This is a genomic window from Bradyrhizobium sp. 187, from assembly GCF_023101005.1.
Classification (GTDB): Bacteria; Pseudomonadota; Alphaproteobacteria; order Rhizobiales; family Xanthobacteraceae; genus Bradyrhizobium; species Bradyrhizobium canariense_D.
In genome coordinates, this window is the sequence record NZ_CP064693.1 from 1,165,993 (window position 1) to 1,190,990 (window position 24,998).

Annotated in this window: 29 protein-coding genes and 1 tRNA gene; 18 read left to right on the top strand and 12 right to left on the bottom strand. The window is 63.5% G+C overall.

Features of this window, described 5'->3' with window-relative positions:
- Window positions 1-236: 236 nt before the first annotated feature.
- Window positions 237-1,010 (top strand): DUF2189 domain-containing protein, encoded by a 774-nt coding sequence (locus IVB19_RS05725; RefSeq protein WP_018453603.1) that lies wholly within the window; start codon window positions 237-239, stop codon window positions 1,008-1,010.
- Window positions 1,011-1,037: 27 nt separating this feature from the next.
- Here the strand turns inward: IVB19_RS05725 and IVB19_RS05730 are convergent, their stop codons facing one another.
- Together IVB19_RS05730 and IVB19_RS05735 are read right to left on the bottom strand one after the other, a co-directional pair.
- Window positions 1,038-1,229, bottom strand: coding sequence for a hypothetical protein (locus IVB19_RS05730; protein ID WP_018453604.1), 192 nt, complete (start codon window positions 1,227-1,229; stop codon window positions 1,038-1,040).
- On the bottom strand, window positions 1,229-2,035 hold the full coding sequence (locus IVB19_RS05735) for a transglutaminase-like domain-containing protein (RefSeq protein WP_018453605.1): 807 nt from the start codon (window positions 2,033-2,035) through the stop codon (window positions 1,229-1,231). Before IVB19_RS05735 ends, IVB19_RS05730 begins: the two co-directional genes overlap by 1 nt.
- A 360-nt stretch (window positions 2,036-2,395) precedes the next feature.
- On the opposite strand from IVB19_RS05735, the gene IVB19_RS05740 reads away from it, so the two are divergent.
- Complete coding sequence (locus tag IVB19_RS05740; RefSeq protein WP_007614662.1) at window positions 2,396-2,620, top strand: hypothetical protein; 225 nt, start codon at window positions 2,396-2,398, stop codon at window positions 2,618-2,620.
- Between the two features lie 18 nt (window positions 2,621-2,638).
- Here IVB19_RS05740 and IVB19_RS05745 read toward each other — a convergent pair whose 3' ends face one another.
- From IVB19_RS05745 to IVB19_RS05755, 3 genes are read right to left on the bottom strand one after another with little or no spacing between them, the layout of a single operon-like run.
- Complete coding sequence (locus tag IVB19_RS05745; RefSeq protein WP_247821065.1) at window positions 2,639-3,142, bottom strand: SRPBCC family protein; 504 nt, start codon at window positions 3,140-3,142, stop codon at window positions 2,639-2,641.
- Window positions 3,139-3,609, bottom strand: a complete 471-nt coding sequence (locus IVB19_RS05750; protein ID WP_204512327.1) for an SRPBCC family protein — start codon at window positions 3,607-3,609, stop codon at window positions 3,139-3,141. The genes IVB19_RS05745 and IVB19_RS05750 overlap by 4 nt, the downstream gene beginning before the upstream one ends.
- Window positions 3,602-3,916, bottom strand: a complete 315-nt coding sequence (locus IVB19_RS05755; RefSeq protein WP_007614659.1) for an ArsR/SmtB family transcription factor — start codon at window positions 3,914-3,916, stop codon at window positions 3,602-3,604. Before IVB19_RS05755 ends, IVB19_RS05750 begins: the two co-directional genes overlap by 8 nt.
- Window positions 3,917-4,027: 111 nt before the next feature.
- On the opposite strand from IVB19_RS05755, the gene IVB19_RS05760 reads away from it, so the two are divergent.
- On the top strand, window positions 4,028-4,648 hold the full coding sequence (locus tag IVB19_RS05760; RefSeq protein WP_085384410.1) for a LysE family translocator: 621 nt from the start codon (window positions 4,028-4,030) through the stop codon (window positions 4,646-4,648).
- Between the two features lie 11 nt (window positions 4,649-4,659).
- Here the strand turns inward: IVB19_RS05760 and IVB19_RS05765 are convergent, their stop codons facing one another.
- The gene (locus IVB19_RS05765) at window positions 4,660-5,466 is read right to left on the bottom strand and encodes an N-formylglutamate amidohydrolase (protein ID WP_247296173.1); all 807 of its coding nucleotides are present in this window, start codon (window positions 5,464-5,466) and stop codon (window positions 4,660-4,662) included.
- 91 nt (window positions 5,467-5,557) lie between these two features.
- Between IVB19_RS05765 and IVB19_RS05770 the strand changes: the two genes are divergently transcribed.
- Together IVB19_RS05770 and IVB19_RS05775 are read left to right on the top strand one after the other, a co-directional pair.
- Complete coding sequence (locus IVB19_RS05770; RefSeq protein WP_018453611.1) at window positions 5,558-6,469, top strand: transglutaminase family protein; 912 nt, start codon at window positions 5,558-5,560, stop codon at window positions 6,467-6,469.
- A gap of 42 nt (window positions 6,470-6,511) precedes the next feature.
- A complete protein-coding gene (locus tag IVB19_RS05775) occupies window positions 6,512-6,910 on the top strand; it encodes a gamma-glutamylcyclotransferase family protein (protein WP_247296171.1) in 399 nt (132 codons plus the stop codon).
- On the opposite strand, the gene IVB19_RS05780 is transcribed toward IVB19_RS05775, so the two are convergent.
- The gene (locus IVB19_RS05780) at window positions 6,907-7,470 is read right to left on the bottom strand and encodes a chlorite dismutase family protein (RefSeq protein ID WP_247821066.1); all 564 of its coding nucleotides are present in this window, start codon (window positions 7,468-7,470) and stop codon (window positions 6,907-6,909) included. The genes IVB19_RS05775 and IVB19_RS05780 overlap by 4 nt on opposite strands.
- A 161-nt stretch (window positions 7,471-7,631) precedes the next feature.
- On the opposite strand from IVB19_RS05780, the gene dnaG reads away from it, so the two are divergent.
- The 3 genes from dnaG to IVB19_RS05795 all read left to right on the top strand — a co-directional run bounded on the left by dnaG (window position 7,632) and on the right by IVB19_RS05795 (window position 12,764).
- Window positions 7,632-9,644, top strand: coding sequence for a DNA primase (dnaG, locus tag IVB19_RS05785; protein WP_247296168.1), 2,013 nt, complete (start codon window positions 7,632-7,634; stop codon window positions 9,642-9,644).
- A 377-nt stretch (window positions 9,645-10,021) separates the two neighbouring features.
- Complete coding sequence (rpoD, locus tag IVB19_RS05790) at window positions 10,022-12,172, top strand: RNA polymerase sigma factor RpoD (protein ID WP_247296166.1); 2,151 nt, start codon at window positions 10,022-10,024, stop codon at window positions 12,170-12,172.
- A 211-nt stretch (window positions 12,173-12,383) separates the two neighbouring features.
- On the top strand, window positions 12,384-12,764 hold the full coding sequence (locus IVB19_RS05795) for a thiol-disulfide oxidoreductase DCC family protein (protein ID WP_371827203.1): 381 nt from the start codon (window positions 12,384-12,386) through the stop codon (window positions 12,762-12,764).
- Between the two features lie 18 nt (window positions 12,765-12,782).
- Here the strand turns inward: IVB19_RS05795 and IVB19_RS05800 are convergent, their stop codons facing one another.
- The gene (locus IVB19_RS05800; RefSeq protein ID WP_007614643.1) at window positions 12,783-13,019 is read right to left on the bottom strand and encodes a hypothetical protein; all 237 of its coding nucleotides are present in this window, start codon (window positions 13,017-13,019) and stop codon (window positions 12,783-12,785) included.
- Window positions 13,020-13,522: 503 nt separating this feature from the next.
- Between IVB19_RS05800 and IVB19_RS05805 the strand changes: the two genes are divergently transcribed.
- On the top strand, window positions 13,523-14,329 hold the full coding sequence (locus IVB19_RS05805; RefSeq protein ID WP_085360517.1) for a lytic murein transglycosylase: 807 nt from the start codon (window positions 13,523-13,525) through the stop codon (window positions 14,327-14,329).
- A gap of 195 nt (window positions 14,330-14,524) precedes the next feature.
- Here IVB19_RS05805 and IVB19_RS05810 read toward each other — a convergent pair whose 3' ends face one another.
- Window positions 14,525-15,358, bottom strand: coding sequence for an SDR family NAD(P)-dependent oxidoreductase (locus IVB19_RS05810; protein ID WP_247361002.1), 834 nt, complete (start codon window positions 15,356-15,358; stop codon window positions 14,525-14,527).
- 130 nt (window positions 15,359-15,488) lie between these two features.
- On the opposite strand from IVB19_RS05810, the gene IVB19_RS05815 reads away from it, so the two are divergent.
- The 4 genes from IVB19_RS05815 (at window position 15,489) to IVB19_RS05830 (ending at window position 18,970) form a co-directional block, all read left to right on the top strand.
- Window positions 15,489-15,863 (top strand): response regulator, encoded by a 375-nt coding sequence (locus tag IVB19_RS05815; protein ID WP_018453620.1) that lies wholly within the window; start codon window positions 15,489-15,491, stop codon window positions 15,861-15,863.
- Window positions 15,864-15,919: 56 nt separating this feature from the next.
- The gene (locus tag IVB19_RS05820) at window positions 15,920-16,531 is read left to right on the top strand and encodes a LysE family translocator (protein WP_247296161.1); all 612 of its coding nucleotides are present in this window, start codon (window positions 15,920-15,922) and stop codon (window positions 16,529-16,531) included.
- A gap of 566 nt (window positions 16,532-17,097) precedes the next feature.
- The gene (locus IVB19_RS05825) at window positions 17,098-18,309 is read left to right on the top strand and encodes a GGDEF domain-containing protein (protein WP_247296158.1); all 1,212 of its coding nucleotides are present in this window, start codon (window positions 17,098-17,100) and stop codon (window positions 18,307-18,309) included.
- 34 nt (window positions 18,310-18,343) lie between these two features.
- Window positions 18,344-18,970 carry a peptidoglycan recognition protein family protein gene (locus IVB19_RS05830; RefSeq protein WP_247296157.1) on the top strand — a complete coding sequence of 209 codons (627 nt, stop codon included), beginning with the start codon at window positions 18,344-18,346 and terminating at the stop codon, window positions 18,968-18,970.
- Between the two features lie 4 nt (window positions 18,971-18,974).
- On the opposite strand, the gene IVB19_RS05835 is transcribed toward IVB19_RS05830, so the two are convergent.
- The 3 genes from IVB19_RS05835 to IVB19_RS05845 form a co-directional block, all read right to left on the bottom strand.
- Window positions 18,975-19,316 (bottom strand): hypothetical protein, encoded by a 342-nt coding sequence (locus IVB19_RS05835; RefSeq protein ID WP_027520274.1) that lies wholly within the window; start codon window positions 19,314-19,316, stop codon window positions 18,975-18,977.
- Between the two features lie 296 nt (window positions 19,317-19,612).
- Window positions 19,613-20,512 carry an RNA polymerase sigma factor RpoH gene (gene rpoH / locus IVB19_RS05840; RefSeq protein ID WP_007596598.1) on the bottom strand — a complete coding sequence of 300 codons (900 nt, stop codon included), beginning with the start codon at window positions 20,510-20,512 and terminating at the stop codon, window positions 19,613-19,615.
- Between the two features lie 217 nt (window positions 20,513-20,729).
- Window positions 20,730-21,737 carry an RluA family pseudouridine synthase gene (locus tag IVB19_RS05845; protein ID WP_247296155.1) on the bottom strand — a complete coding sequence of 336 codons (1,008 nt, stop codon included), beginning with the start codon at window positions 21,735-21,737 and terminating at the stop codon, window positions 20,730-20,732.
- Between IVB19_RS05845 and IVB19_RS05850 the strand changes: the two genes are divergently transcribed.
- From IVB19_RS05850 to IVB19_RS05875, 5 genes are all read left to right on the top strand, one after another.
- Window positions 21,736-22,080: a hypothetical protein gene (locus IVB19_RS05850; RefSeq protein WP_247296153.1), complete on the top strand. Its 345-nt coding sequence runs from the start codon at window positions 21,736-21,738 to the stop codon at window positions 22,078-22,080. The two genes, IVB19_RS05845 and IVB19_RS05850, sit on opposite strands and share 2 nt — an antisense overlap.
- A gap of 187 nt (window positions 22,081-22,267) precedes the next feature.
- Window positions 22,268-22,342: transfer RNA gene (locus tag IVB19_RS05855), tRNA-Glu, on the top strand.
- A gap of 621 nt (window positions 22,343-22,963) precedes the next feature.
- Window positions 22,964-23,173: a helix-turn-helix domain-containing protein gene (locus IVB19_RS05860; protein ID WP_247821067.1), complete on the top strand. Its 210-nt coding sequence runs from the start codon at window positions 22,964-22,966 to the stop codon at window positions 23,171-23,173.
- Complete coding sequence (locus IVB19_RS05865; RefSeq protein WP_247821068.1) at window positions 23,166-23,894, top strand: hypothetical protein; 729 nt, start codon at window positions 23,166-23,168, stop codon at window positions 23,892-23,894. The genes IVB19_RS05860 and IVB19_RS05865 overlap by 8 nt, the downstream gene beginning before the upstream one ends.
- A gap of 667 nt (window positions 23,895-24,561) precedes the next feature.
- Window positions 24,562-24,939, top strand: coding sequence for a group II intron maturase-specific domain-containing protein (locus IVB19_RS05875; RefSeq protein ID WP_247821069.1), 378 nt, complete (start codon window positions 24,562-24,564; stop codon window positions 24,937-24,939).
- The last annotated feature ends 59 nt before the right edge of the window (window positions 24,940-24,998 follow it).

Genomic DNA, 24,998 nt, shown 5'->3' on the forward strand with positions numbered 1-24,998 from the left:
TAGGCATCGGGTCGAAAAAGTCCCCGACGGGGAAAGATTTCGAGCCGCGGGCAGGACGGATGAGCTTCCCGAAGGACGCGCGCCGTCGGCGCGGTGGTTTTCCCGGGTCTGCGCCGGCGGCTTCGGGATACTGTCGTCCAGCCAACAACTCGCGCGTGCGCACCTGCCGCGGGGACGCTAAGATCGAGTCAATCCGCGTGCGACGGAGATCGCGCCGGCGAACGAGGAGGAAGCTGATGTCCATTTCGGGCAAGGTCGACCCGGTGGTGCGTCCCGTCGCGGCGACCGACATCGCCGAGGCGCTGGTCGAAGGCCTGCGGGATTTCCAGGCGCTGCCGCTTTACGGCCTCTGCTTCGGTACGCTCTACGCCGCCGGCGGCATCGCCATCATGCTGTGCTTCACTGCGTTCGGCATGGTCTATCTGGTCTATCCGCTGGCCGCCGGCTTCGCGCTGCTCGGGCCATTCGTGGCGATCGGGCTCTATGAAGTCAGCCGCCGTCGCGAGCGCGGCGAGCCCGTCTCGCTCGGCGCGATCTGGTCGGCTGTGCGCGCGCGCAGCGAGATCGGCTGGATGGCCTTCGTCACGCTGTTCGTGTTCGTGGTCTGGATGTATCAGGTGCGGCTTCTGATCGCGCTGCTGCTTGGCCTGCATGCCTCGTTCTCGAGCCTGCAGGAGTTCATGACGGTGGTGCTGACCACGAACGAGGGCCTGCTGTTCCTCGGCATCGGCAACGCGGTCGGCGCGGTGCTGTCGCTGATCCTGTTTTCGCTGACGGTCGTGTCGTTTCCGCTGCTGCTCGACCGCGAGGTCGATTTCGTCACGGCGATGGTGACAAGCGTGCGCGCGGTCGTGGCCAGCCCGCTGCCGATGATTGGCTGGGCCGCGGTGATCGTGATGGTCCTGATCGTCTCGGCGCTGCCGTATTTTCTGGGGCTGGTGGTGACGCTGCCCGTGCTCGGGCACGCGACCTGGCATCTTTATCGGCGGATCGTGGTGCCGGTGGCGTAGCGGGAAGCCGGACGCAACGGCAGCGAGCTATTCGCCGGTTGCCAGCCGGCGTTCGCCGGATGAGGTCAGTTCGAGTTCGCCGAGGCGCCTGATTGCATAACCGAGGTTGGTCAGGCGCTCGCCGTGCGCTTGCGGGATTTCGCCTTGCGCCTTGCCCTTGCCGATCTCGGCCAAGGACGCAAATTCATCGGCGCTGAGTGCAACGCTGCTGTCTGTCATCAGGCAACCTCGTCGGTCCATACCTTGAAATTGACAAGGGTATTCGGACCGAAGGTTTGGGTGATCGGGACGTCCGCGGCATCGCGTCCTTGTGCGATCAACACGCGACCGATCCGCGGCGTGTTGTTGCGCGGATCGAACATGTGCCAGCTTCCGCCGAGATAAGCCTCAAACCAGCCGGCGAAATCTCCCACGGCCCAGGGCTTCGGCGTGCCGATGTCGCTGAGATAACCGGTGCAGTAACGCGCCGGGATGTTCATGCAGCGGCAGAACGCGATGGCAAGATGAGCATAGTCGCGGCACACGCCCTTGCCTTCGTCGTAGGCTTCCCGCGCCGTCTTGGTCGCGCGCGCGTGCTCATAGCCGAAGGCGATGTGACGATGAACGAAATCGCAGATGGCCTGGACCCGCGCCCAGCCGGGCGGCGTGTGCTCGAACAACTTCCATGCGATATCCGACAGGCGATCGGTCTCGCAGTAGCGACTGCCGAGCAGATAGACGAGCGTGTCGGTCGGCAGCGCCTCGACGGCGTGCTGAGCCGCGTTCGGGAACACTGGATCGGGCAGGCCGCTGTCGCTCACGACGCCGTCGCCGGCAAGGCGAAAGGCGCCAGCCGGCGCCACGATGCGGCTGCACCAATTGCCGAAGAGGTCGCGATAGGGAGTGATCGGCACCGAGGGTCTGGTGGTCAGCAGGTCGGGCACGATGACATCGGAGGCGCGGGTGAAGTGCGTGCCCAGCACCATGATCATAGGCGTGGGCTGCGGGAATTCGTACAGCATCTCAAACCCGACGCGGAGCTTCATACGATTTTCCCTTGGCTAAGCTCGTAACATGGCTACGAAGCGGCCGATCACAAGGCTTTGACGGCTTATTCGGTCGCGGGCGGCAATTGGCGCCTCAAAAGTGCGGCACGGGCGAGAAAATGATAGCTAATTGCGGCGATTGCGCGCACGGTGCGGGAATGTCGAAAGATCTGTCGTTTCTGCGCCTATGCAGCGCCACGACTATTCGCGCGACGTGAAGCGCCTCATTCCCTCGCAGCGGCGGAGCCGACTCGTAGCGACGTCGTAACAGCGGTCGTCGCGCATATTGCCCACTCCAGCGGTGAGTTGGACGCGGCAGGCGCGTGCCGCGGACACCTGAAGGTTTCACCGCGATCGATCATGAGATCGAACGCCAACCGAAAGCACCCGATGCAAACTCAACCGATGCAAGCTCTCTCGCCACGGCACGTCAAGACAGAAGAAGCGCTCCGGCTCGGCGTCGAGTCGGGCTGGTACGCGATCAAGGTCAGTGGGACCTTTGTCTCGGGCCCGCACGACTCGGAAGCGGATTGCAGTCGCAAGATCGACGAAATCAATCCGCCTCCGGTGAAGAAGAAGCGATGACGACACGGAGTTCGCCCGCTACGGCGTCTTGATACCCATCGCCTTCAACGCTTCCAGCATCTGCGCCATCTTGATCTGCGGCGCCTTGCCCGTTTCCAGCAGGCTCTTCAGCCCCGACAGGATTGCGGGCCAGCCGGTGCGGCCGCCGGAAAGGATGTCGTCGCTGAGCGGGCGGTCGTGGCGTTCGCTCACGGTGAGGCGGACGGCCTCGCCGGCTTGTTCAATCTCGTAAGTGACAAGCGTCGCGCCGAGCTTTGCGACGAGGTCGGGCCAGTTGACGTTCCACGTCACCGTCAGCTTGTTCGGCGGATCGTATTCGAACACATCGCCCGAAATGTGTTCCGAGCCATCAGGCGCGCGCACGACGAATTTGCCGCCGAGTCTTGGCTCCATCTCGACCGCAAAGCCGGAAAAATATTGGCGGCTGAACTCGGCGGAGGTCAGCGCCTCCCACACCTGGTCCGGCGTCGCGGCGATGTAAATCGTGTAGACGGTGAGCGGCTTGAACCGATCGAGGTTCATCTTGCATCGAATCCCTTGTTGAGGGCTGCGTGCGGAATGGCCAGCACCTTGCCGCTTTCCAGCAGGCTCTTGAGCCCGGACAGGATCGCCGGCCACCCGTTGGAAACGGCGCCGAAATATTTGCCGCCTTCGACGAAGCCGTCATGCAGCACCGTCAAACGCACGAGCGAGCCGAACGGTTCGATGGTAAAGACCACCCGCGAGATCGGCTCACCGCGCAGCTCCTCGTATTTTTGGTGCTTGAAGCTGTAAGACAGCCGCCGCGGCGGATCGGCTTCGAGGATCTCGCCGGAATCGGTGGTCTCGCCGTCCAGCAGCAGCGCGAAAGGGGAGCCGATTTTCCAGTCGGACCTGACCTCGGCGCCGAACCAGTATTGCTTGGTGAACTCGCTCGATGTCAGCGCCTCCCACAGCCTCGTTGGCGTTGTCTCGATGTAGGTGACATAGACGAATTGCGGCTTACTCATCACGCTTCTCCAACTGGCGTTTCAACTCGCCGAGTGCGGCGAGCTTGCCGCGCTCGAATTTCTTGATCCAGCGTTCGCCGATCTGATGGATCGGAACCGGATTGAGATAGTGCAGCTTCTCGCGGCCGTGCCTGATGGTCGTGACCAGATTGGCCTCTTCCAGAATGGCAAGGTGCTTGGTCACGGCCTGGCGCGTCATCGCGAGGCCTTCACAGAGTTCGTTCAGCGTCTGGCCGTTCCTGGCGTGAAGTCTGTCGAGCAGCGACCGTCGTGACGCATCGGCGAGCGCTTTGAAGACCTCATCCATGGCGGCGATAATAGGCAACCAAATGATTGCATGTCAAGCGCAAGGTCGTGACTTCCGTTCCCGCCCTCGCCATGCATTAATGCCGCAAACCGCTCCCAGCGAGTCCTCCCCATGATGTCTCTGCAAGCCTATCTCGCCTTCCTTGCCGCCTGCATCGCGCTCGCGCTGTTGCCGGGGCCGATCGTCACCCTCGTTATCGCCAACGGGCTGCGCCACGGCACGCGCGCGGCGCTGACCAATGTGGCCGGTGCGCAGGCCGGCCTCGCCATCGTCATCGGCATCGTCGCGGTCGGACTGACCTCGCTGATGGCGACCATGGGGTATTGGTTCGACTGGGTGCGCTTTGCCGGCGCCGCCTATCTGGTCTGGCTCGGCATCAAGCTGATCTGGGCGCCGGTCGAGGGCGTCAATGTGGATGAGCCGCCGGCGCCGCCGCGCGGCGGATTCTTCCTGCAAGGTTTCCTGGTGCTGCTGTCGAACCCGAAGGTGCTGGTGTTCTTCGGCGCCTTCATCCCGCAGTTCATGGACATGAACCGCGACCACTTCCCGCAGGTCGCGCTGCTGGGAGCCACCTTCATGGTCACTGCGGTGATGACGGACGCGCTCTACGCCATCGCCGCGGGGCGGGCCCGGAAGTTCTTCTCGGCTCGCCGCACCCGCATGATGTCGCGCATCTCCGGCGGCTTCATGATCGGCGGCGGCATCTGGCTGGCGCTGACCAGGGCGAAATAACCGCCGTCGGGCTAATCGACCAGCCTTTCCGCCCGCAGTTCAACCTCGATCTCTGCAAAAATCCGCGCCAGCCGCTCGGCCCATTGTTGCTGGCCAGACTGGTCGGCGATCAGATCCTGGCGGATCTCAATGCCGGTATTGACGAGGCCGCGAGCTTCGCCGTGCACGGGGATGGTGTAGTCGGTGAGGTCGTTCACCGCATAGGGCTCGTTGTCGCCCACGACGAGATCGCTCTCGCTGCGGAGATGCCTGAGCAGCAGCTGCGGCAGCACGGTGTCGCGATTGTAGAGCGCGCCGATGTGCCAGGGACGCGCGACGCCGGCGTAAACGGGCGTGAAGCTGTGCAGCGACACCAGCACCGTCGGCCGCTTGTCGTGCACGCGGCGGTCGATCGCGGCATGGATATGCCGGTGATAGGGCTCGAAAATCTCGCGGCGGCGCGCTTTGCGCTCCTGCTCCGAAATTCCCTCGTTGCGCGGGATCGCGGTTGCTTCGGAAATCAGGGGAATCGAGCTCACGGCGGCGGGCGGGCGGTTGCAGTCGATCACCAGCCGCGAATAGCGCTGGGCGATCAGATGTGCGCCCAGCATCTCTGCCAGCCGGTCGGCGACGCCCCCAATGCCGATGTCCCAGGCGATATGCCGCGTCAGCTCGTTCTCGGCGACGCCAAGATCGCCAAGCGCAGCCGGCAGGACCCTTCCGTAGTGGTCCGAGGTGAGCAAAAAAGGCGATGTCCCTTGCGCATTCACCTCGTGCACCGGGGGGACGTCACCCTCGCTGAGGAGTTGATTGGTCGCCCCGATTGTGTCTAAAGCCATCCTGATTGCCTAATGAAACAGCAGTCACCCCGAAGAATCGGGCGGGATTGCTATAGATTGGTCCGCCCGACATCACCATGATTGCCTGACGATGCCGTTGCTGACGATTCATCACAAGACCGAATATCGCTACACCCGCCCCGTGGCGTTCGGCGAACACAGGATCATGCTGCGGCCGCGCGACGGGCATGATCTGCGCGTGCTCGACTCCAGGCTCGAGATATCGCCCGAGCCGATGTCGCTGCACTGGATCCACGACGTGTTCGGCAATTCCGTCGCGATCGCGAATTTCGACGAGCGCGCGGACGCGCTGATCTTCGACTGGCACGTCACCGTCGAGCACAATCCGGTCGAGGAGTTCGCGCTGACGCCGGACGACTCGGCCTATTTCTATCCTTTCGCGTATGACGATGAGGAGTTTCCCGACCTCGTCCACTACATCACGCCGCAATATACCGATCCCGATGGCGAGATCGCGGAATGGGCGCGCGGCTTTCTCGACGAGGACGCGCCGACGCCGACCTTCAAGATCCTGAGCGGCATGACCCACGGTATCCGCGAGCGGTTCAAGTACCGCAAGCGCCACGAGCTGGGCACGCAGCATCCGCTCGACACCTTGCAGTCCGGTAGCGGAACCTGCCGCGACTACGCTCTGTTCATGATCGAGGCGCTGCGTCATCTCGGAATCGCCGCACGATTCGTCTCCGGCTACATCTTCCTGCCGGAGGATATCGAGCAGCGCCATGTCGGCGGCGGTTCGACGCATGCCTGGGTCCAGGTCTACCTGCCCAGCGCGGGCTGGATCGAGTTCGATCCGACCAACGGCATCGTCGGCACCCGCGACCTCATCCGCGTCGCGGTCGCCCGCGATCCGCGCCAGGCAATCCCGCTGCACGGCGTCTATATCGGCCCTGCCGGCGCGTTCGACGCCATGGACGTGACCATCAGGGTGGTGTCGGACGAGCAATGCAGCGGCGAGACACTCGAGGCGGAGGTTTTGTAGATCCGCGATTTGCACGCTGCCGATTGATGGTTATAGAAGGCCATGACCTCCAATCGTCTCTTCGTCTACGGCACGCTGATGCGCGGCTTCGACCATCCGATGGCGCGGTTGCTTGCGGGCCACGCGGATTTTCTGGGTGAAGCGACCTGCCGCGGCCGGCTCGTTCTGGTGACGCATTATCCGGGGCTGCTGCTCTCCGATGTGCCGTCCGACCGCGCCCACGGCGAACTCTTTCACCTGCGCGTGCCCGACGAACTCTTGCGCGAGCTCGACATGTACGAGGCCTGCGGCGAGGGCTTTCCGGAGCCGACCGAATATCTGCGCCAGCTGGTCGACGTGACAGGTGCAGACGGGGTGACGGCACCGGCCTGGACTTACATCTACAACTGGCCCGTCACCGATCTGCCGCGCATCGAATCCGGCCGCTTTCTTGGGCTCTAGCCCGACAGCACTTCCTTCACTGCGCGCACGTCGACCTCGCGCTCGACATAACTCCACTCCTCGGTTCGCCTGAGCATCGCGACCAGCTCCTCGAACAGCGAGGCGTGCGCAGGCGCGAATTCGAACCAGGTCAGGAAGTCGAAGGGCCCGCCGAGGTCGCGGCAATGATAGAGCTGCCGCGCAATCGCAGGCAGGAAGCGCAGGCTGTTCGCGATGTGATGCGACTTGTCCTCGAAGATCCTGCGGCGCTCTTCCTGGGTCAGATCCCACCAGGCCTGCGACTTGCGGATCGGGATCAGCGCCCCACTGGTTGCTTCCAGCCGGCCGAGGCCGGCCTGCACGGCAGTGAGCTGCTGCTTCTCCGGGCGCTCGGTGTAGCGCAAGCTGCTCGCGACACCGACCAGGCGCCAAGCATTGCGCGAGGGCACCAGCGGCAACGCGATGGCCTCGCTGTCGGTGACCGACAGCGTTGGCATGAAGGCGAGGGGCTCGCCCGTCACCGGCGAAATCAAGGTGATGCGCCAACCCCCGCTCTGGCCGCCTCGGAAGGTCCTGAACATGGCCCCCATGGAAGCGTGGAACCGGGCCGGGTTCAAGCTTTCCGTCGAATCTTCGACCTGTGAATAGCCGGGAGAAGCCCTAAGTGCATCGTATTTCCCGGGGGCATCCTTATATGCCTATTCGTTGGCAAAACGCCCGACTCACCCCAGAAATCAACCTGATGCGCTTCACGCCCCAATTCCTCGACGAGCTTCGGGCCCGGCTTTCGGTCTCCGAAGTCGTGGGCAAGCGCGTCAAACTGAAGAAGGCGGGGCGAGAGTGGAAGGGGCTGTCGCCGTTCCAGCAGGAAAAGACGCCGTCCTTCTACGTCAACGACCAGAAGGGCTTTTACCACGACTTCTCCTCCGGCAAGCACGGCGACATCATCAGCTTCATGATGGAGACCGACGGCCTGCCGTTCGCGGAGGCCGTGGAGCGGCTCGCCAATATGGCGGGCCTGCCGCTGCCAGCGGTGACGCCGGATGCAGCGCGTCAGGAGCAGCGGCGCCGCTCGCTGCATGACGTCATGGATCTCGCCGCCAAGTTCTTTGCCGAGACGCTGGCCTCGCGCGTCGGCGCCAAGGCGCGCGGCTATCTCGCCGACCGCGCGATCTCGCCGGCGACGCAATTGCAGTTTCGGCTGGGCTATGCGCCACCTGATCGCTTTGCGCTGAAAGAGCATCTCGGCAAGCTCGGCGTCTCCGTCGACGACATGGTCGAAACCGGCATGCTGGTGGCCGGCAACGACATCCCGGTGCCCTATGATCGCTTCCGCGATCGCGTGATGTTTCCGATCATGGATCTGCGCGGCCGCGTCATCGCCTTCGGCGGGCGCGCGCTGGAGAAGGACGTTCCGGCCAAGTACCTGAACTCGCCGGAGACGCCGCTCTTCCACAAGGGCGACAATCTGTACAACCACCAGACCGCGCGCAAAGCCACCCATGACGGCAGCCCCCTCATCGTGGTCGAAGGCTATGTCGACGTCATCGCCATGGTCACCGCGGGCTTTGCCGGCAGCGTGGCGCCGCTCGGCACCGCGCTCACTGAAAACCAGCTCGCGCTGCTCTGGAAAATGGCGGACGAGCCGATCCTCTGCTTCGACGGCGACCGCGCCGGCCAGAAAGCCGCTTATCGTGCCGCGGATCTCGCCTTACCCTTCCTCGCGCCCGGCAAGAGTCTGCGCTTCGCCCTGCTGCCGGAAGGGCAGGACCCCGACGATCTCGTGCGCTCCGGCGGTCGTGGCGCGATCGAGGAGGTGATCGCGGCGGCGCGTCCGCTCGCCGAGATGATCTGGTCGCGCGAGCTCGAAGGCGGCAATTTCGCCACGCCCGAGCGCCGCGCCGCGCTAGAGGCGCGCATCAAGGAGCTCTCCAACGGCATCCGCGACGAGGTGGTGCGGCGCTATTACCGGCAGGATCTTGCCGAGCGGCTTCAGCGCGCCTTTGCCCCCGAAGGCGCACGCGGCGGCTTCGGCGGCGGCCGTGGCAATTTCCGCCCCGGCTCGGCCGGCCGTCAGTTCCAGCCCCGCGGTGGGGGAGGCGCGAATCGATTCGGCGGTCAAGGATTTGGAGGCCGCCGCGGCCCACCCGGGCCCATCCAGCTGCCCTCCGGACCCTACCAGGCGGCGAGCGCGCAGCTCGCGGCAAGCCCGATCATGCGCGGCCAGCGCAGCGCCATCTCCCGCCGGGAGGCCCTGATCCTGCAAATCCTGATCAATCACCCCTGGCTGCTGCACGATCATCTCGAGGAAGTCGCGGCCCTGGAGCTCGCCCATCCCGAGGTCCATAAGCTCCGGGCCGGCATCATCGCCGCCTTTGCCAACGACCATCACCATTCGCCGGACCCCGGCGAGCTCGCCGAGAAGATGCGCAGCGATCTCGAGAAGGGCGGATTTTCGCAGGCTCTTCAAAGGGTTGAGAGCGGTATCACGACCGCGGCGGTGTGGGGCGCCCGTGAGGGCGCCGCACGGGACGACGTTCTCTCCACCTGGCATCAGCTGGTCGCCTTGCATCGGCAGTACCATTCACTACTTAGAGAGCTGAAAGACGCCGAGCTGGCCTTGGGGGATGATCCCAGCGAGGCCAACATGGCGTGGCTGCGCGACGTCAAGGCTCGGATAGGCGAAGTCGACGGCACCGAGGCCCTGATCGAGGGTTTTGGCGAGCTGTCGGGCCGGTTCCAGAAGAGCGTGTGATGAAAGAATCATGCGGACGGCCGGGACCGGAACCGCTAAAAGACTCGCCAAATCCGAGGTTTGGCGGCAAAAACAGGGTTAATTGAGGCTTAACGGTCTTGTAGCACTTTGGCCACCAGGCGGCCGCAGGCAGAACAGACGCGTCAGGAATGAATCCGCGCAATTGCTGTTGGCACTACACCTGTATCCGCTGCGACAAAGAGGCTCTACGAAGCGTTAGGCAAATCCGGCGAGTGAAAGGTCGGGGGTGGCGACAAGAGGTCCGCGCCGCCCTTTCCGTGTCGAGATCTGACGAAGCGAGAGCATCGAGCAACAGGTTCAAGTGATTTTGCGCGGGCGCGGCGAACGTCTGTGTGAAACGCGTTTAGGAGCAATGGATGGCCACCAAGGCAAAGACGCTGCAGGCGAAGGACAAGGAAAAAGACGACAAGGCAGCGGACGCGCCGGAGAAGGACTCCCAGGACGCGCCCTCGCCGTTGCTCGATCTGTCCGACGCGGCCGTGAAGAAGATGATCAAGCAGGCCAAGAAGCGCGGCTTCGTGACCTTCGATCAGCTCAACGAAGTTTTGCCGTCCGACCAGACCTCTCCCGAGCAGATCGAGGACATCATGTCCATGCTCTCGGACATGGGCATCAACGTCACCGAAGCCGACGATAGCGAAGGCGAGGAGGACAAGGACGAGGGCGGCGAGGACGAGACCGACAACGAGCTCGTCGAAGTCACCCAGAAGGCCGTCACCGAGGTCAAGAAGAGCGAGCCGGGCGAGCGCACCGACGATCCCGTGCGCATGTATCTGCGCGAGATGGGCACCGTCGAGCTGCTGTCGCGCGAAGGCGAAATTGCGATTGCGAAGCGCATCGAGGCCGGCCGCGAGGCGATGATCGCAGGTCTGTGCGAAAGCCCGCTGACCTTCCAGGCCATCATCATCTGGCGCGACGAGCTCAACGAAGGAAAAATCTTTCTTCGTGACATCATCGATCTCGAAGCCACCTATGCCGGGCCCGATGCCAAGGCCGGCATGAACAATGCGATGATCGCCGGTCCGAACGGCGAGACCGGTGAAGCGACGGCCGAAGGCGGCCAGGCCACCGGCGCCGCGCCCGCGCATGTCGCGCCGCCGGCCGCACCGCCGGCGCCGACCCCGTTCCGCGCCGCGCCTGCGCCCGGCAATGTCGGCGACGCCGCGAAGGATCCGGCGGAATCCGCCGCCGAAGCCGACATGGACGAGGACGACGAGTTCGAGAACCAGATGTCGCTTGCGGCGATCGAGGCCGAGCTCAAGCCGAAGGTCGTCGAGATCTTCGACAAGATCGCCGACAGCTACAAGAAGCTGCGCAAGCTGCAAGAGCAGGACATCCAGAACCAGCTCGAGAGCACCTCGCACGGGCCCTCGCTCTCGCCGCACCAAGAGCGCAAATACCGCAAGCTCAAGGACGAGATCATCGTCGAGGTGAAGTCGCTGCGCCTGAACCAGGCGCGTATCGACAGTCTCGTCGAGCAGCTCTACGACATCAACAAGCGCCTCGTCTCGCATGAGGGCCGCCTGATGCGCCTTGCCGACAGCCATGGCGTCGCGCGCGAAGACTTCCTGCGCAACTACACCGGCTCGGAGCTCGATCCGCGCTGGCTCAACCGTGTCTCGAAGCTGTCGGCCAAGGGCTGGAAGAACTTCGTCCATCACGAGAAGGACCGCATCAAGGACCTCCGCCACGAGGTGCATCAGTTAGCTGCGCTGACCGGCTTGGAGATCATCGAGTTCCGCAAGATCGTGCACTCGGTGCAGAAGGGCGAGCGCGAAGCCCGCCAGGCCAAGAAGGAGATGGTGGAAGCCAACCTCCGTCTCGTGATCTCGATCGCCAAGAAATACACCAATCGCGGCCTGCAGTTCCTCGACCTGATCCAGGAAGGCAACATCGGCCTGATGAAGGCGGTCGACAAGTTCGAGTATCGCCGCGGCTACAAGTTCTCGACCTACGCCACGTGGTGGATCCGGCAGGCGATCACCCGCTCGATCGCCGACCAGGCGCGTACCATCCGCATCCCCGTGCACATGATCGAGACGATCAACAAGATCGTGCGCACCTCGCGCCAGATGCTCAACGAGATCGGCCGCGAGCCCACTCCTGAGGAATTGGCCGAGAAGCTCGGCATGCCGCTGGAGAAAGTCCGAAAAGTCCTCAAGATCGCCAAGGAGCCGTTGTCGCTGGAGACGCCCGTCGGTGACGAAGAGGATTCACACCTCGGCGATTTCATCGAGGACAAGAACGCGATCCTGCCGATCGACGCCGCGATCCAGTCCAACCTGCGCGAGACCACCACGCGCGTGCTGGCCTCGCTCACCCCGCGCGAAGAACGCGTGCTGCGCATGCGCTTCGGCATCGGCATGAACACCGACCACACGCTGGAAGAAGTCGGCCAGCAGTTCTCGGTGACGAGAGAGCGTATTCGACAGATCGAGGCGAAGGCGCTGCGAAAGTTGAAGCATCCGTCAAGGTCAAGGAAGCTGCGGTCGTTCCTGGATAACTAGTTCAAACGCCGCCACTTGGTGGTCTGTTGAAACAAGAACGGCGGGCGAAAGCCCGCCGTTTTCGTTCACGCCTACTTCGACAGCGTTCAGCCCAATAGAGGCTCATGCTTTTCCAATCGAATATACACCCGACCAGAGAGGCGCATCGATTCTGGAATTCCGGGTGGATGGCTCCAGCCTCGACGTCGCAAGGATCGACATCTATGCTTTGATGATGCCGGCTCACCTCACCGTCTGGTACAACACCCGTTGCCCTGTCTGCAATGCCGGCATCGACTGGCAGCGCAACAAGCTGTTGGCGCTGGTGCGCGCGGGTAGGATCGAATTCAGGGATATCAACGAGCAGCCCGAGGCGCTGGCGTGCTTTGGCGCCACGCTCGGCGACATCAGGCGCCGCCTGCATGCGACCGATGAGGCCGGCCAACTCATCGTCGGCGCGGATGTCGCGATTGCGCTGTGGAGGCTGACGCCGAGGGAGGGGTGGCTTGCGGGGTTGTTCGGAAATCGCGTGGCGCTGCCGTTCACCCGGTTCTTCTATGACCGGTTTGCCGATCTGCTGTTTGCCTGGAACAGGCGGAGCGGACGCTGGTGAGCGCCTGCCTGGATTGACCTACTTCTTCTTCGCGCCGACCCGCTCGAGGTTCTTGATCTCAAGCGCCGGGCGGCCGGATTTTTCGGCGATCTCGCGGTCCTGCTCCATGATATAGGCGCGGGCCGGCTCGTCGCCGTCGAGGCCGCCGAGCAATTCGGCGGGCACGCGCCGGTTGGAGCGTTGTGAGCCGTCTTCATAGAAGACGTTGAAAAAGGCGAATTCGCCCTTGGGATTGGTTCCGGGTTTTTTGGCCATGGCCGGCTTTTCGTCGATCAGGGGGCCATAGTCAAATGACTTTGGCAGGTTTCCGGTGGCTGGGCGCGGACCCTGCAGCGGCAGAACCAGCTGCGCGATCGATCGACGAACCCATTTACGAGGCGCCTCGATGTCGGGCGGAAGAGTCCAACGCTTCGTAAAACCCGATGCGCTCCTTAGGAGATCCTTGCCTCACCCTTGCCTCAACAAACGGCGGGCCGCGAAGCCCGCCGTTTATTTTGGTCTTCAGCGTCGCCCGGGGCTGGCGGGGCGACAACCTAGAATAGAATGTTATAACCGGCGCCATGCCATGGCAAGGCAAATCGCTGGCGCTGCGATGCCGCAGCGAGCGCATGAGATATGCAGTGGTCGCGACATCGGACTTCATTCGTCGAGCCAGGATGCGATTGGTTCTGGTGAGGATTTGCCGCTTTGACGCGAATCTGGTTCCCGGGCATGATCGCGCGCCGCTCTCCCGCCCATTCCCTGTAGGATTCATCCGAATGTCGAAATACGCCTTGGCCATCGCCTTCATCGCCTGTCTGGCCGGCGGATCGGCGCAAGCCGCGCGCTGCGGCGGCGACTTCAACAGCTTTGTCGCCAGCATGGCCTCGGAAGCGCAGGCCGCCGGCGTCTCGGCGAGCGTGACCAGCGCGGCGCTCAGCGGCGTGCAGCAGGACGGCGCGGTGCTCGCCTTCGACCGGCGCCAGCGCTACACCTTCAACAAGAGCTTCGAGCAGTATGTCTCGACCCGCGTCGGCCCCGGCCGCATCAATGGCGGCAAGGCGCTGTTGCAGCGCCATGCCGCGCTGCTCTCACGCATCGAGCAGCAGTTCGGCGTGCCCCGCTATATCCTGGTTGCGATCTGGGGGCTGGAGAGCGATTTCGGCAAGGGCGACATCGGCAAGCTGCCGGTGGTCCGCACGCTGGCGACGCTCGCGCATGACTGCCGCCGCACCGAGCTATTCCAGGGCGAGCTGCTCGCGGCGCTGAAGATCGTGCAGCGCGGTGACCTGCCGCTGCGCGACCTGATCGGCGCCTATGCCGGCGAGATCGGCCAGACCCAGTTCCTGCCGTCCTCCTACATCAAGTACGGCGTCGATTTCGACGGCGACGGCCACGTCGATCTCCGCCACAGCGTCCCCGACGTGCTCGCCTCGACCGCGAACCTGCTCCACACCAGCGGCTTCAAGATGGGCCAGCCCTACGGCGAAGGCACCGCCAATTTCGAGGCCATGCGCGAATGGAACAGGGCGGTGATCTATCGCAAGACGATCGGGTATTTTGCCGATCGGCTGGCGGGGCAGTGAGGGGAGCCAAAGAGACGGAGCACTCGCGCACATACTTGGTGTCATCGCCCGCGAAGGCGGGCGATCCAGTATTCCAGAGACCGCGCGAGAATACGGAGAGGCTGCGGCGTACTGGATTCCCCGCCTTCGCGGGGAGTGACAACGGAGAGGTCCGTGAACGCTCGCCAGGACGACGGTTTAATTCGACGGCGCCCCTCACTCCGTCCCCTTCGCCATCCTCTCCAGCTTGCGCTGCAACGGCGCCCAGTACGTTGCCGGGCGGAAGCGCTGCAGGAGATCCATGAAGCGGGCGTCGTTGCCGATCAGGATGCGCGGCTCGTTTCTCTCGATGCCCTTGATGATGCGCAGCGCGGCGTCCCGGGGCGTGGTCCTTGCCGCGTTCTCGAACCGCTCGATCGATTGCGACCGGCGTGCGTTGTCGGTGACGCCGACCCCGGTGCGCGAGTTGCGGGCGATGGCGGTGGCGACGCCGCCAGGATGCACGACCGACAGCCTGACAGGGCTGCCCGCCATGGCCAGCTCGTGCCGCACGCTCTCGGAAAAGCCGCGCACCGCGAATTTCGCCGCGGCATAGGCCGACTGTCCCGGCGGGGCGATGATGCCGAAGATCGAGGACAAATTGACGATGTGTGCCTCGCCCAGCGTCTTCAGATGCGGCAGGAAGGCGCGCGTGCCGTGCACCACGCCCCAGAAATTGATGTCGAACAGCCAGTCCATCTGCGCCTGGTCGATCTCCTCGAACGATCCCATCAGTGCAACGCCGGCATTGTTGACGACGATGCCAAGTGCGGGATGCGCGGTGGCCGCCTCACGCGCGAATTGCGCGATGTCGTCGGGCTTGCTGACATCGACGCGATGCAGGCTGAGCTTGCTTGCGGCGCCGATCTCGGCCGCGAGCGTCTTCAGCCCGGGCTCGTCGCGATCGGCGAGCGCGAGATCGCAGCCGCGCCGTGCAAGCTCGATCGCCAGTGCGCGGCCGATGCCGCTTGCCGCTCCGGTGATAGCGGCGGCGCCGCGGATTGCAGTCATGATGATTCCCCCGTCGAGCCACTTGAGCGGAACTATGATTTACATTTTTTCATATTGGAACCGAACCGCATGGCGGTTCCCACCTTAACCTACGTTACTTGATGAAGACAGGCAGCATTGGGAGCCGCCGATGGGACAAGCAAAGCCGTTTCGAGCCACCGCACTGATCGTGGAAGACGACCTCATGCAGAGGGAGATGCTCAGTCTTCTTCTCGAAGAAAGCGGCTACGACGTCATTCAATGCGAGAGCGCCGAGGCGGCCGAGCTTGTGCTGGAGAAGAGCGCCGGCGCGCTCTGCCTGATGATGACCGACGTTCAGCTTGCCGGCCGCATGAACGGCGTCGAGCTCGCGCATGTCGCCAAGGACCGCAACCCGAAGCTCGACGTCGTCGTCACCTCCGGCCGGCCCTTGATGCAGGCCTTGCCGAACGGCGCGAAGTTCTGGGCCAAGCCATGGGCGCCGCTCGACGTGCTCCGCGAGGCCGAGATCGCGCAGCTGTCCTGAGGGTCGATCCGGCAGGCCGGCTTTCGTGGTCCGCGGCGCGGTGATAAGGTCGGTCCATGACCTTGTCCTTCCTGCTCACCTCGCTGATCGTCGTCGCCTCGCCCGGCACCGGCGTGCTCTACACGCTGGCGGCCGCGCTGACCCGCGGCTCGCGCGCGAGCATCGCCGCTGCCTTCGGCTGCACCCTCGGAATCGTGCCGCACATGACGGCCGCGATGCTGGGGCTCGCCGCCGTGCTCCACACCAGCGCGCTCGCCTTCGCCGCGCTGAAATGGTGCGGTGTCGCCTATCTGCTCTACATGTCCTGGCAGGCGCTGCGCGAGACCGGGGCGCTGGCAGTCGACGGCGAGATCCGCGAGCGTTCGGTCGGTCGGGTGATCGTGACCGGCTTCCTGATCAACATCCTCAATCCGAAGCTGTCGATCTTCTTCCTGGCTTTCCTGCCGCAGTTCATCGCCGCGGACGAAGCCCATGTGCTGGCGCGAATGCTGCAATTGAGCGGCGCCTTCATGGCGATGACGTTTGCGGTGTTCGTGGTCTACGGCCTCTGTGCGGCATCGGTGCGCGAGCGCGTCATCTCCCGCCCGCGTGTCATGGCCTGGCTGCGCCGGAGTTTTGCCGCCGGCTTCGCCGCGCTCGGCGCCAAGCTGGCGTTCGCGGAGCGATAGCTTCTCCAGCCAACAAAAAAGCGGGCCTTGCGCCCGCCATCTTCCAACTCAGAACTCCCACCCGACGCCCGGGCGGAGCGTGCTCCACCCGGGCAAAGAATAAGAAGCCTCGCTACTTCTTCTTCGCTGCCTTCTTGGCCTTCTTCTTCGTCGCCTTCTTCGCCTTCTTCGCTTTCTTAGCCATAGGATCCTCTTCAGGGTTAATGGTGAAACGCGACACGAGGGATGCTCGGCGGAGGGCCAGCCTCGCAACATCCTCGATGACAAGCTCAGCAGATTCGCGCGCTTCTGCCCCGCGCTGTCACATCCGTGTCATCGCGTTATCCACAGCTCAGATGCATTTTCGGGTGATTTTAGCTCACGAATCCGCATCGCCGGCATGCCTAACGATCCGACAATGCGCCAGCCGTTCATGAATCCAAAACCAAAGTCATGCTTTCGCGGATCGCAGTGAGACTCCGTTAAGCGCGGCGGCGGCATTGTCCCCCCAAAGAAAACGGGGACGGGATCATGGACGGTCAGCTGGCAGGGACGGAGGGCGCGACGCTGCGCGCGCCGCGTGCGCCATGCTGAACGTGCCGACACTCTGGACCGTGTTCGTCGTCAACTTCCTGGCGCTCGGCCTGATCTGGGCCTACGTGATGCGCACCTATCCGAAATTCGCGGCCGCGCGGTTCTGGATGGCATCGTCCTTTATCGGCGCGACCGGCGCGATGACGGCCCTGCTGCGCCTGTTCGTCGCGTCTCCGTTGCCGCTCCTGCTTGGCGCTGCCGGCGTCATCGCGGCGAGCTGCCTTGCCGCCATGGGCATTCAACGCTTCTATCACCGGCCCGTCTCATGGCGCGTCATGATCGCAACAGCAGGCTTAAGCCTCGCCGGCGTCGTGTTCTTCGTGGTCGGCTTCGACAACATGCAGCTGCGCATGCTCTGCTACACGCTCGGTCAGGCCGTGCCGCTGGTGCTGGCGCTGCGTCTGTTGCTGTCGCCGCCGGAAGGCCGCGTCAGTCCGGGCGCCCGGCTGTCCGGCATCGTCATCCTCGCCATTATCGCGATCCTCGTCGTCCGCACGGTGGGCAATCTGCTCGGCGGCGATTTCTCGGCAAGCGCCGGCGGCCAGGCTCATGGCGTCATGGTGCTGGGTCTCCTGTTCCTGTCCATGACGCTCAATTTCGGCTTCCTGCTGATGGCGATGGACAGCTTGCGCAACGAGGTCGCCGACCTCGCGCTACTCGACGATCTCACCGGCGTCGCCAACCGGCGGCATTTGTTGCAGCGGCTGAGCGAAGAATGCGCCCGCTCGGAGCGCAGCAGCGAGCCGTTCTCGCTGCTGGTCATCGATCTCGACGGCTTCAAGACCATCAACGACACCCATGGCCATGCCGCGGGCGATGCCTGCCTCCAGCACTTCACCCTGATGGCGCAGACGCGCTTGAGGCCCGGCGACATGCTCGCCCGCACCGGCGGCGACGAATTCTGCGTCGTGCTGCCCTCGTCGACCTTGCGCGAGGCGGCTGCGATCGCCCGCCGCGTGCTCGAGGTCTGCCGCCAGGATGCCGTCACCTGCACCGGCGTCGACATTCCGATCGCGATCTCGATCGGGGTAGCGCAGTGGGACCGCGGCGTCGGCCAGTTTCCGGACCGCCTGATCGCGCATGCCGACCACGCGCTCTATGCGGCCAAGAAGAACGGCAAGAACGACTTTGCCGTCCACGATCCGGCGCCGCCGCTCATGCCTGACCCGATCGGTCCAGGCGAGGCCTTGCGCAAATTCGCGTAAGGGCGTGCTAACGTCAGGTCCGCATTGGACCCGCATGATGATCTCTCGCCTGCTCGCGGCCGTTCTCGCCGCTCTCACTCTGATCGCACCTGCCGCTGCGACCGACGCCGAGCTCGCAAAGCTCGCGCGCGCCTCCGGCACGCCCGACATTCCCGGCCTGAAGATGGTGTGGCTGGCGCCATGGGGTGACGTCGGCAACGCAAAACCGTGGCGCAACATCATCGTGCACCAGACCGAGGGACCGGCCGGCTCGGCGCGGGGCGGTGCCGAGGTGCAAGCGAAGAACCCCACGCGTCGCGGCGTCACATTGTGGGTCGAGACCGACGGCACCGTCTATTGGGCGGTCGCGGAAAACCTGGTGCCGACCCACGGAGATGGTGCCAACCGCAACGACAACAAGTACATCGACAACAAGCCGACCTATCGCCAGGTGGTGCGCGACAATTCGATCGGCGTCGAGTTCGCCGGCAACTATCCCGACGTCACGACGGGCCCGACCGCGGCGCAGGTCGCGGCGTGGAAGATCCTCGTCCAGATCCTGCGCGCGCGCTACGGCATCCCGCTCGACCGCGTCTATGCGCACAACTGGATCGACTACAAGGACGCCCGCTATTGCGAAGGCTGCTGGCTCGCGACGCTGGCGCGGGTTTGGGGGGAGTGACGAGCTACACCGGTTGCGACATCCAGCCGAACAGCCGCCGGATCAAGCCCGGCCGCCGCGGCAGTTCCGGCGGGTCATCCGCCGCCAGCACGCGTTTGAAGAAGTAGTCCAGGAACACCATGTCGTTCGGCTCGGTGACGGTGAATGTCTCGTCGCCGAAGTAGACGCTGTAGTTGAAGAAGAACGGACCCATCAGCGGGATCGTCGCGGTCGAGGCGTAGTCCTTCGAGATCACGAACTCCGACGGCTCGAGCCCGTGGTCGCGCATCGCCTGCTCGACCAGCGGCAGCTTCCGCATGAACTGGGCGGAGAAACCGCCGACGGTGGATTGCAGGATGATCGACACGGTGCGTGTCCGTTCTCTTGATGCTGTCGGCCCGATGCTTTTGGTCGGTCGACCGGCAGCGCGGGTTCAAGGCAGAGCCACAACCCCGCTGTCATCGCCCGGTTTAGCCGGGCGATCCAGTATTCCGGAGGCCTGCATTGGAGACCTCGCTCTTGCAACAAGCGCCGCGGCGTACTGGATGCCCCGCCTTCGCGTGGCATGACGGCGAGAGTTGCGTCCAAACAAAAAAGCCGGCGTTGCCGCCGGCTTTCTGTCACTTGTCGATCCGCCAAACTCTGGCGCTAAAAACCTCGCGCTTAGAGCGCGGCTTCCAGCGCGGCCTGTTCGGCCTTTGCGATCGTGCCCTTGACCGCGGACTGCACCTTCTCGAAGGCGCGGACCTCGATCTGGCGGACGCGCTCGCGCGACACGCCGAACTCGGCAGCCAGGTCTTCCAGCGTCATCGGCTCATCGGCGAGGCGGCGCGCCTCGAAGATGCGGCGTTCGCGCGGGTTGAGCACGCCCATGGCGCCGTTCAGGGCGTCACGGCGGTGATCATACTCCTCGTGCTCCGCCAGCATGGCTTCCTGGTTGGGCGAATTGTCGACCAGCCAGTCCTGCCATTCGCCGGCTTCGCCGTCGTCGCGGATCGGAGCGTTGAGCGACGCGTCGCCACCGAGGCGGCGGTTCATGTCGACCACGTCCTGAGCCGTGACGCCGAGACGCTTGGCAATGATGGCCACCTGGTCGGGGCGGAGATCGCCTTCGTCCAGTGCGGAAATCTTGCTCTTCGCCTTGCGCAGGTTGAAGAACAGCTTCTTCTGGTTCGCGGTGGTGCCCATCTTCACGAGCGACCACGAACGCAGGATGTACTCTTGAATCGAGGCCTTGATCCACCACATCGCGTAGGTTGCGAGACGGAAGCCCTTCTCGGGCTCGAACCGCTTCACCGCCTGCATCAGGCCGACATTGCCTTCTGAGACGACCTCGGAGATCGGCAGGCCGTAGCCGCGATAGCCCATGGCGATCTTGGCCACGAGACGGAGATGGCTGGTGACGAGTTGGTGCGCGGCGTCGCGATCATCGTGCTCGCGCCAACGCTTGGCGAGCATGTATTCCTGCTGGGGTTCCAGCATCGGAAACTTGCGGATTTCGCCGAGGTAACGGGAAAGGCCGGATTCGCCATTAAGGACCGGCAGGGTAGCTGTACGGGCCATAGTGCGCCCTCCAAACAGGTTCAGGCCCCCGATAGCGGCGGGCCAGGCAGACGACCGCTTGGTTAAAGCCGATCGGTGCTGCGATGTTCCGCGTTGGTCTTCAACGCAAGCGCAATATACTCCATCGGAAGGCAAAAAGGGAAGGATTGCTGACGTCACGTCCCCGTGTGGCAGCTATAACTTTTTGTAATGTAAAGCATTTCTGAAGCGGCCTGCGTCATAGCGCCGCCTTGAGGGCCCCCTGAAGGAGAAGCAAATCCTCCGGCAGAGGCGTCTCCCAGTGAAGTAATTCTCCAGTCCTCGGGTGCTCCAATACCAGCAGGTAGGCGTGCAGCGCCTGCCGCCCCAGCGCGGCGAGGGCGGCCTGCGACTCGGGGCCCAGCTGGTTCGCCTTGGTCTTGAAATGCGGGCCGTAGACGGCGTCGCCCATCAGGGGGTGGCCGATATGGGCGAGGTGGACGCGGATCTGATGGGTGCGTCCGGTCTCGAGTTCGCAGGCGAGCAGCGTCGCGATCGGCTTGCCGTCGCGTCCGGCAAAACTCTCCAGAAGCTCCCAATGCGTCACGGCCTCGCGGCCGCCCTGGCGCACCGCCATTTTCTCGCGCGCATGCGGGTGACGGTCGATCGGCGCGTCCACGGTGCCGCGATGGCGGCCCGGCAGCCCCCAGGCGAAGGCCATGTAGCCGCGCCGCATCGGCCCGGTACGGCCGTGATCGGCGAATTGCGCGGTGAGCGAGGCATGCGCGAGGTCGTTCTTGGCGACCACCATCAACCCGGTGGTGTCCTTGTCCAGCCGGTGCACGATGCCGGGCCGGCGCACCCCGCCGATGCCGGAGAGCGAGCCGCCGCAATGGGCGATCAGCGCATTGACCAGCGTACCGGTCTCGTGGCCCGCCGCGGGATGCACCACCAGCCCCTTCGGCTTGTTGAGGACGACGATGTCGTCGTCCTCGAACACGATCTCGAGGGCGATATCCTCGCCTTTCGGCTCCGGCGCGGCCGCTTCCGGCACGTCGATTGTGATCGTATCGCCGGAGGCGACGTGATAAGCGGGGTCCCGGATCGCGGCGTCCCTGAGGCTCACCGCGCCCCCCAGAATCAGGGCTTTCAGCCTCGATCGCGATAGCTCGGCAAGGTGCAGCGCCAGCACGCGGTCGAGCCGGGTCGAGCCCTCGGAGCCTTCGACGACAACCTCCAACCTTTGCGCAGAGCCAGAATTTTCCATGACGACGTCTGATACCGTTGTTCCCGAACCGAGCCCCGAGCAGGCCGCGCTGTTCGCGCGGGTGCGGCGGATGATGCTGGTCGCGGGGTTGACCACGGCGCTGGCAATCTGCGCCGTGCTGATCGCGGTGGGCTACCGCCTTTTCAAGTCCGAGGGAAGGGCGCCCGAGCCGGCAGGCGACGTCACCGCGACTCTCCCGAAGGGCGCCAAAATCGTCTCGAGCGGCGTCGCCGGCGACCGGCTCGTGATCACGCTCGACATCGGCGGCGTCACCGAGATCCGCACCTTCGATGCCCACACGTTGAAGCCGGCTGGAAAGCTGAAATTCGCCAATGAGCCGTGAGTACGGCCTCGGAACTCGCCGCCATCGTCTTCCTGGCGAAGGCCAGGACCCATAACACCGGCTGGTGTGGTTGCGGGGACTGGTGGGTCCTGGCATTCGCCAGGACGACAGCGGAGAGCGAGCATCCGAAACCCCTCGATCCCCGCTTGCCGCCGGCAAAATTCGAGGCTATGTCCTCTCCCTCAACGCTCCCTTCGTCTAGCGGTTAGGACGCGGCCCTCTCAAGGCTGAAACAGGGGTTCGATTCCCCTAGGGAGCGCCAATGAAATCAAGACTTTACGCCACTGCTGGTAAAAGTCCTGATGGCCTTCTTCAAATTTTCTTCAACGCGAATCCCGAAACCGTTGCTCTTTGACGAACGTTCCCGGGCGGCAATGAACGCCTCGAGCTAGCAGCACGAATTTTCCGTTGCCCTCACCCCTTCTCGAGTACGCAGGATGGATCAGAGCATTCCAGCTTGTAGAATGTGAGTTGACGCGGTATTGTCGTTCTTATGGATCACGTCAGATATTGAACTGATCCTAGACTGGCCGACTGAGCAGGAGAGACGTTTCGAAGTCGCTGGACGACTAGAACGTCGAGGCTTCATGTCTCTGCCGGCGGGCATCCTATGCTCCGCCCTGCAGACAACGAGTGACCGCGAAGACGTACTGAATGGTACTTCGCGGCTCGACGCGGCAGGCGATAGGCCTGCAACTCGCGGTCGACCGTTGAATCCACGAATTTCAGATTCACCGAAGACTGATGTTTCGAATGGTGCTTCGCGCCGGACGTGGCAGGCATGAGGCCTGCAGCTCGCGGTCGACCGTTAAGCCCACTCAAATTTCAGCTTCACCCGAATCGGATCTTTCCCGCTCGATCGAGCGGTGTGGAGACTATGTCGATGAGCAAGTCGGAATACACGGAACGAAATTGCGTCAGCTTGGAGCAGTTCTGTTTCCGTAACGGAATTGGACGGACTACCGCCTACAAGGAAATCAAAGAAGGTCGTCTTCGCCCGAGGAAAGTCGGAAAGCGTACCTTGATTTCAATTGAAGAAGAGGCGCGCTGGTTTGGTAATGCTCCCGCTTTTGGGGGGCTTCTCCATGACTAAGCGTAAAAAAAGTGGCCCTCCTTCCTCCCCACGCAAGCAGAGCGGCAAAGTGAACACTCCAAAGGCGACTGTCACGATCGAAAGTTTTTTGGAGGAACTTAACAACAGCGGGCGTAAGTTGAGGAAGTCCAACAAGGGACATCAAGCTCTGCTCCGCGACACCTTGGAGACGGCACAACGCATCATCGTCAAACTTTTAGATAGCGAAACGCTGCAGAAACAGTTCGTGCGCGCAGTGAAGAAGGAGAAGAAAGTTCGAAAAAAGTCGGGTCCGTTCAACTGGCCTCTTGAGGTTGTCGCCAAAGCTACGGGTGCGTCATCGCGCAAGGCCAGGAAACTCGCATCCAAGCGGTGTGGGGCCTTGGAATTCCTTCGCGAGCGCAAGGTGCCTGTGAAGGATACCGCTGCTACCCTCAAGAAGGAGGGGCTGGAAAAGCTCTATTCCGAATGGTGCAAAAAGAAAAAGCAAAGGAAACCCGGTGAAAGAGTAATGATTCCCTTTTGGATGAAGCCGGCCGATCGCGACCAGCTACTGGGCCAAAAGGAGGGCGCCAAGCTCACCGTGCTCGTAGCGCGGGTAAGTGAAAGTGATGGCGATTTCCGCGTGAAAGCTGTGATGCTTGCGGATAGCCTCGGTGACGACGTCGCGGATAGCCTCGGTGACGACGTCGCGGATAACCTCGGTGACGATGACGACGATTGGGAAGATTTGGAGGAGTGACAGCACTCTTCATTTGAGGCGGAAGACCTCCGGCGCAACCGGAGGTCTTTTTTTGGTGCGCCCAGCATGGGCGCACTCTTGCGAGTGAAAGTCCCATTGTAAGCTGATCATGGCAAGCGAACTGAAGCGCAACTGCATGAGGGCTGACCTTGCCCCAGATTTTATCCAGTCCTGAGTTCGCCCATGCCGTTGGATTTGCCCGGTTGGGCGGTGGCAGCGCCGGGAATTGGCGCGGAGCCTTCGGCACAGCGCAGCGCCAGATCCCGGCGCGGGTGGCAGGTCATCGCGAACTCGGACGGGGTTCTCCATACGTGCAATCGGGTCGCCGGATCGTGGTGGACGTGGATCTGTAAAAGCACTTTGCCGGGTCGATCACGACATCCTCATCGACCGAAACGGATCGGGGGCACCGCGGTCATCCGGTTGGTCCGGGCGTATCTGAACAGCGGGATCATGGACGATGGCGTGGTCCAGAAGCGCATGATGGGACGCCGTAGGGCGGGACGCTATCGCCACTGCTGGCCAACGTCCTGCTCGATGAAGTGGACTAGGCGCTGGAACGTAGGGGCCATTGCTTCGTGCGTCACGCCGACGGCGCGAACGTTTACGTTCGCAGCCGCCGGGCGGGTGAACGGGTGATGGCGCTGCTTCGAGCTAGTAATCGCAGGTGCTATCGCTTGGATGGAAGGCGTACTTCCGGCTGGCGCAAACATCAGAGGTCTGGCGAGAGCTCGACGAGTGGCTGCGTCATCGGTTGCGCGCTATCCAGCTCAAACACTGGAAACCCGGTACGACCGTGTACAGGGAATTGCAGGCAATGGGAGCCAAGCGGGACGTTGCGCGACAAGTGGCGGCCAGCAGCCGTCGCTGGTGGCGTAACAGCGGCATGCTTCTCAACGTCGTGTTGCCCCTAAACTGGTCGAATCGACTGGGACTGTCACGGCTCCATGACCTCAACTTCGCCAACCGCCGCTGCGGTCCCGCATGCCGGGTGGTGTGGCAGGGGTGCGACCCACAAGGTCGCCCCCTATGCCGATGCTCATGATACGTGGGCCGGCTGTGGCACTGTGCTAACGTATTTATCTCGGATGAGAGAGGGACGGT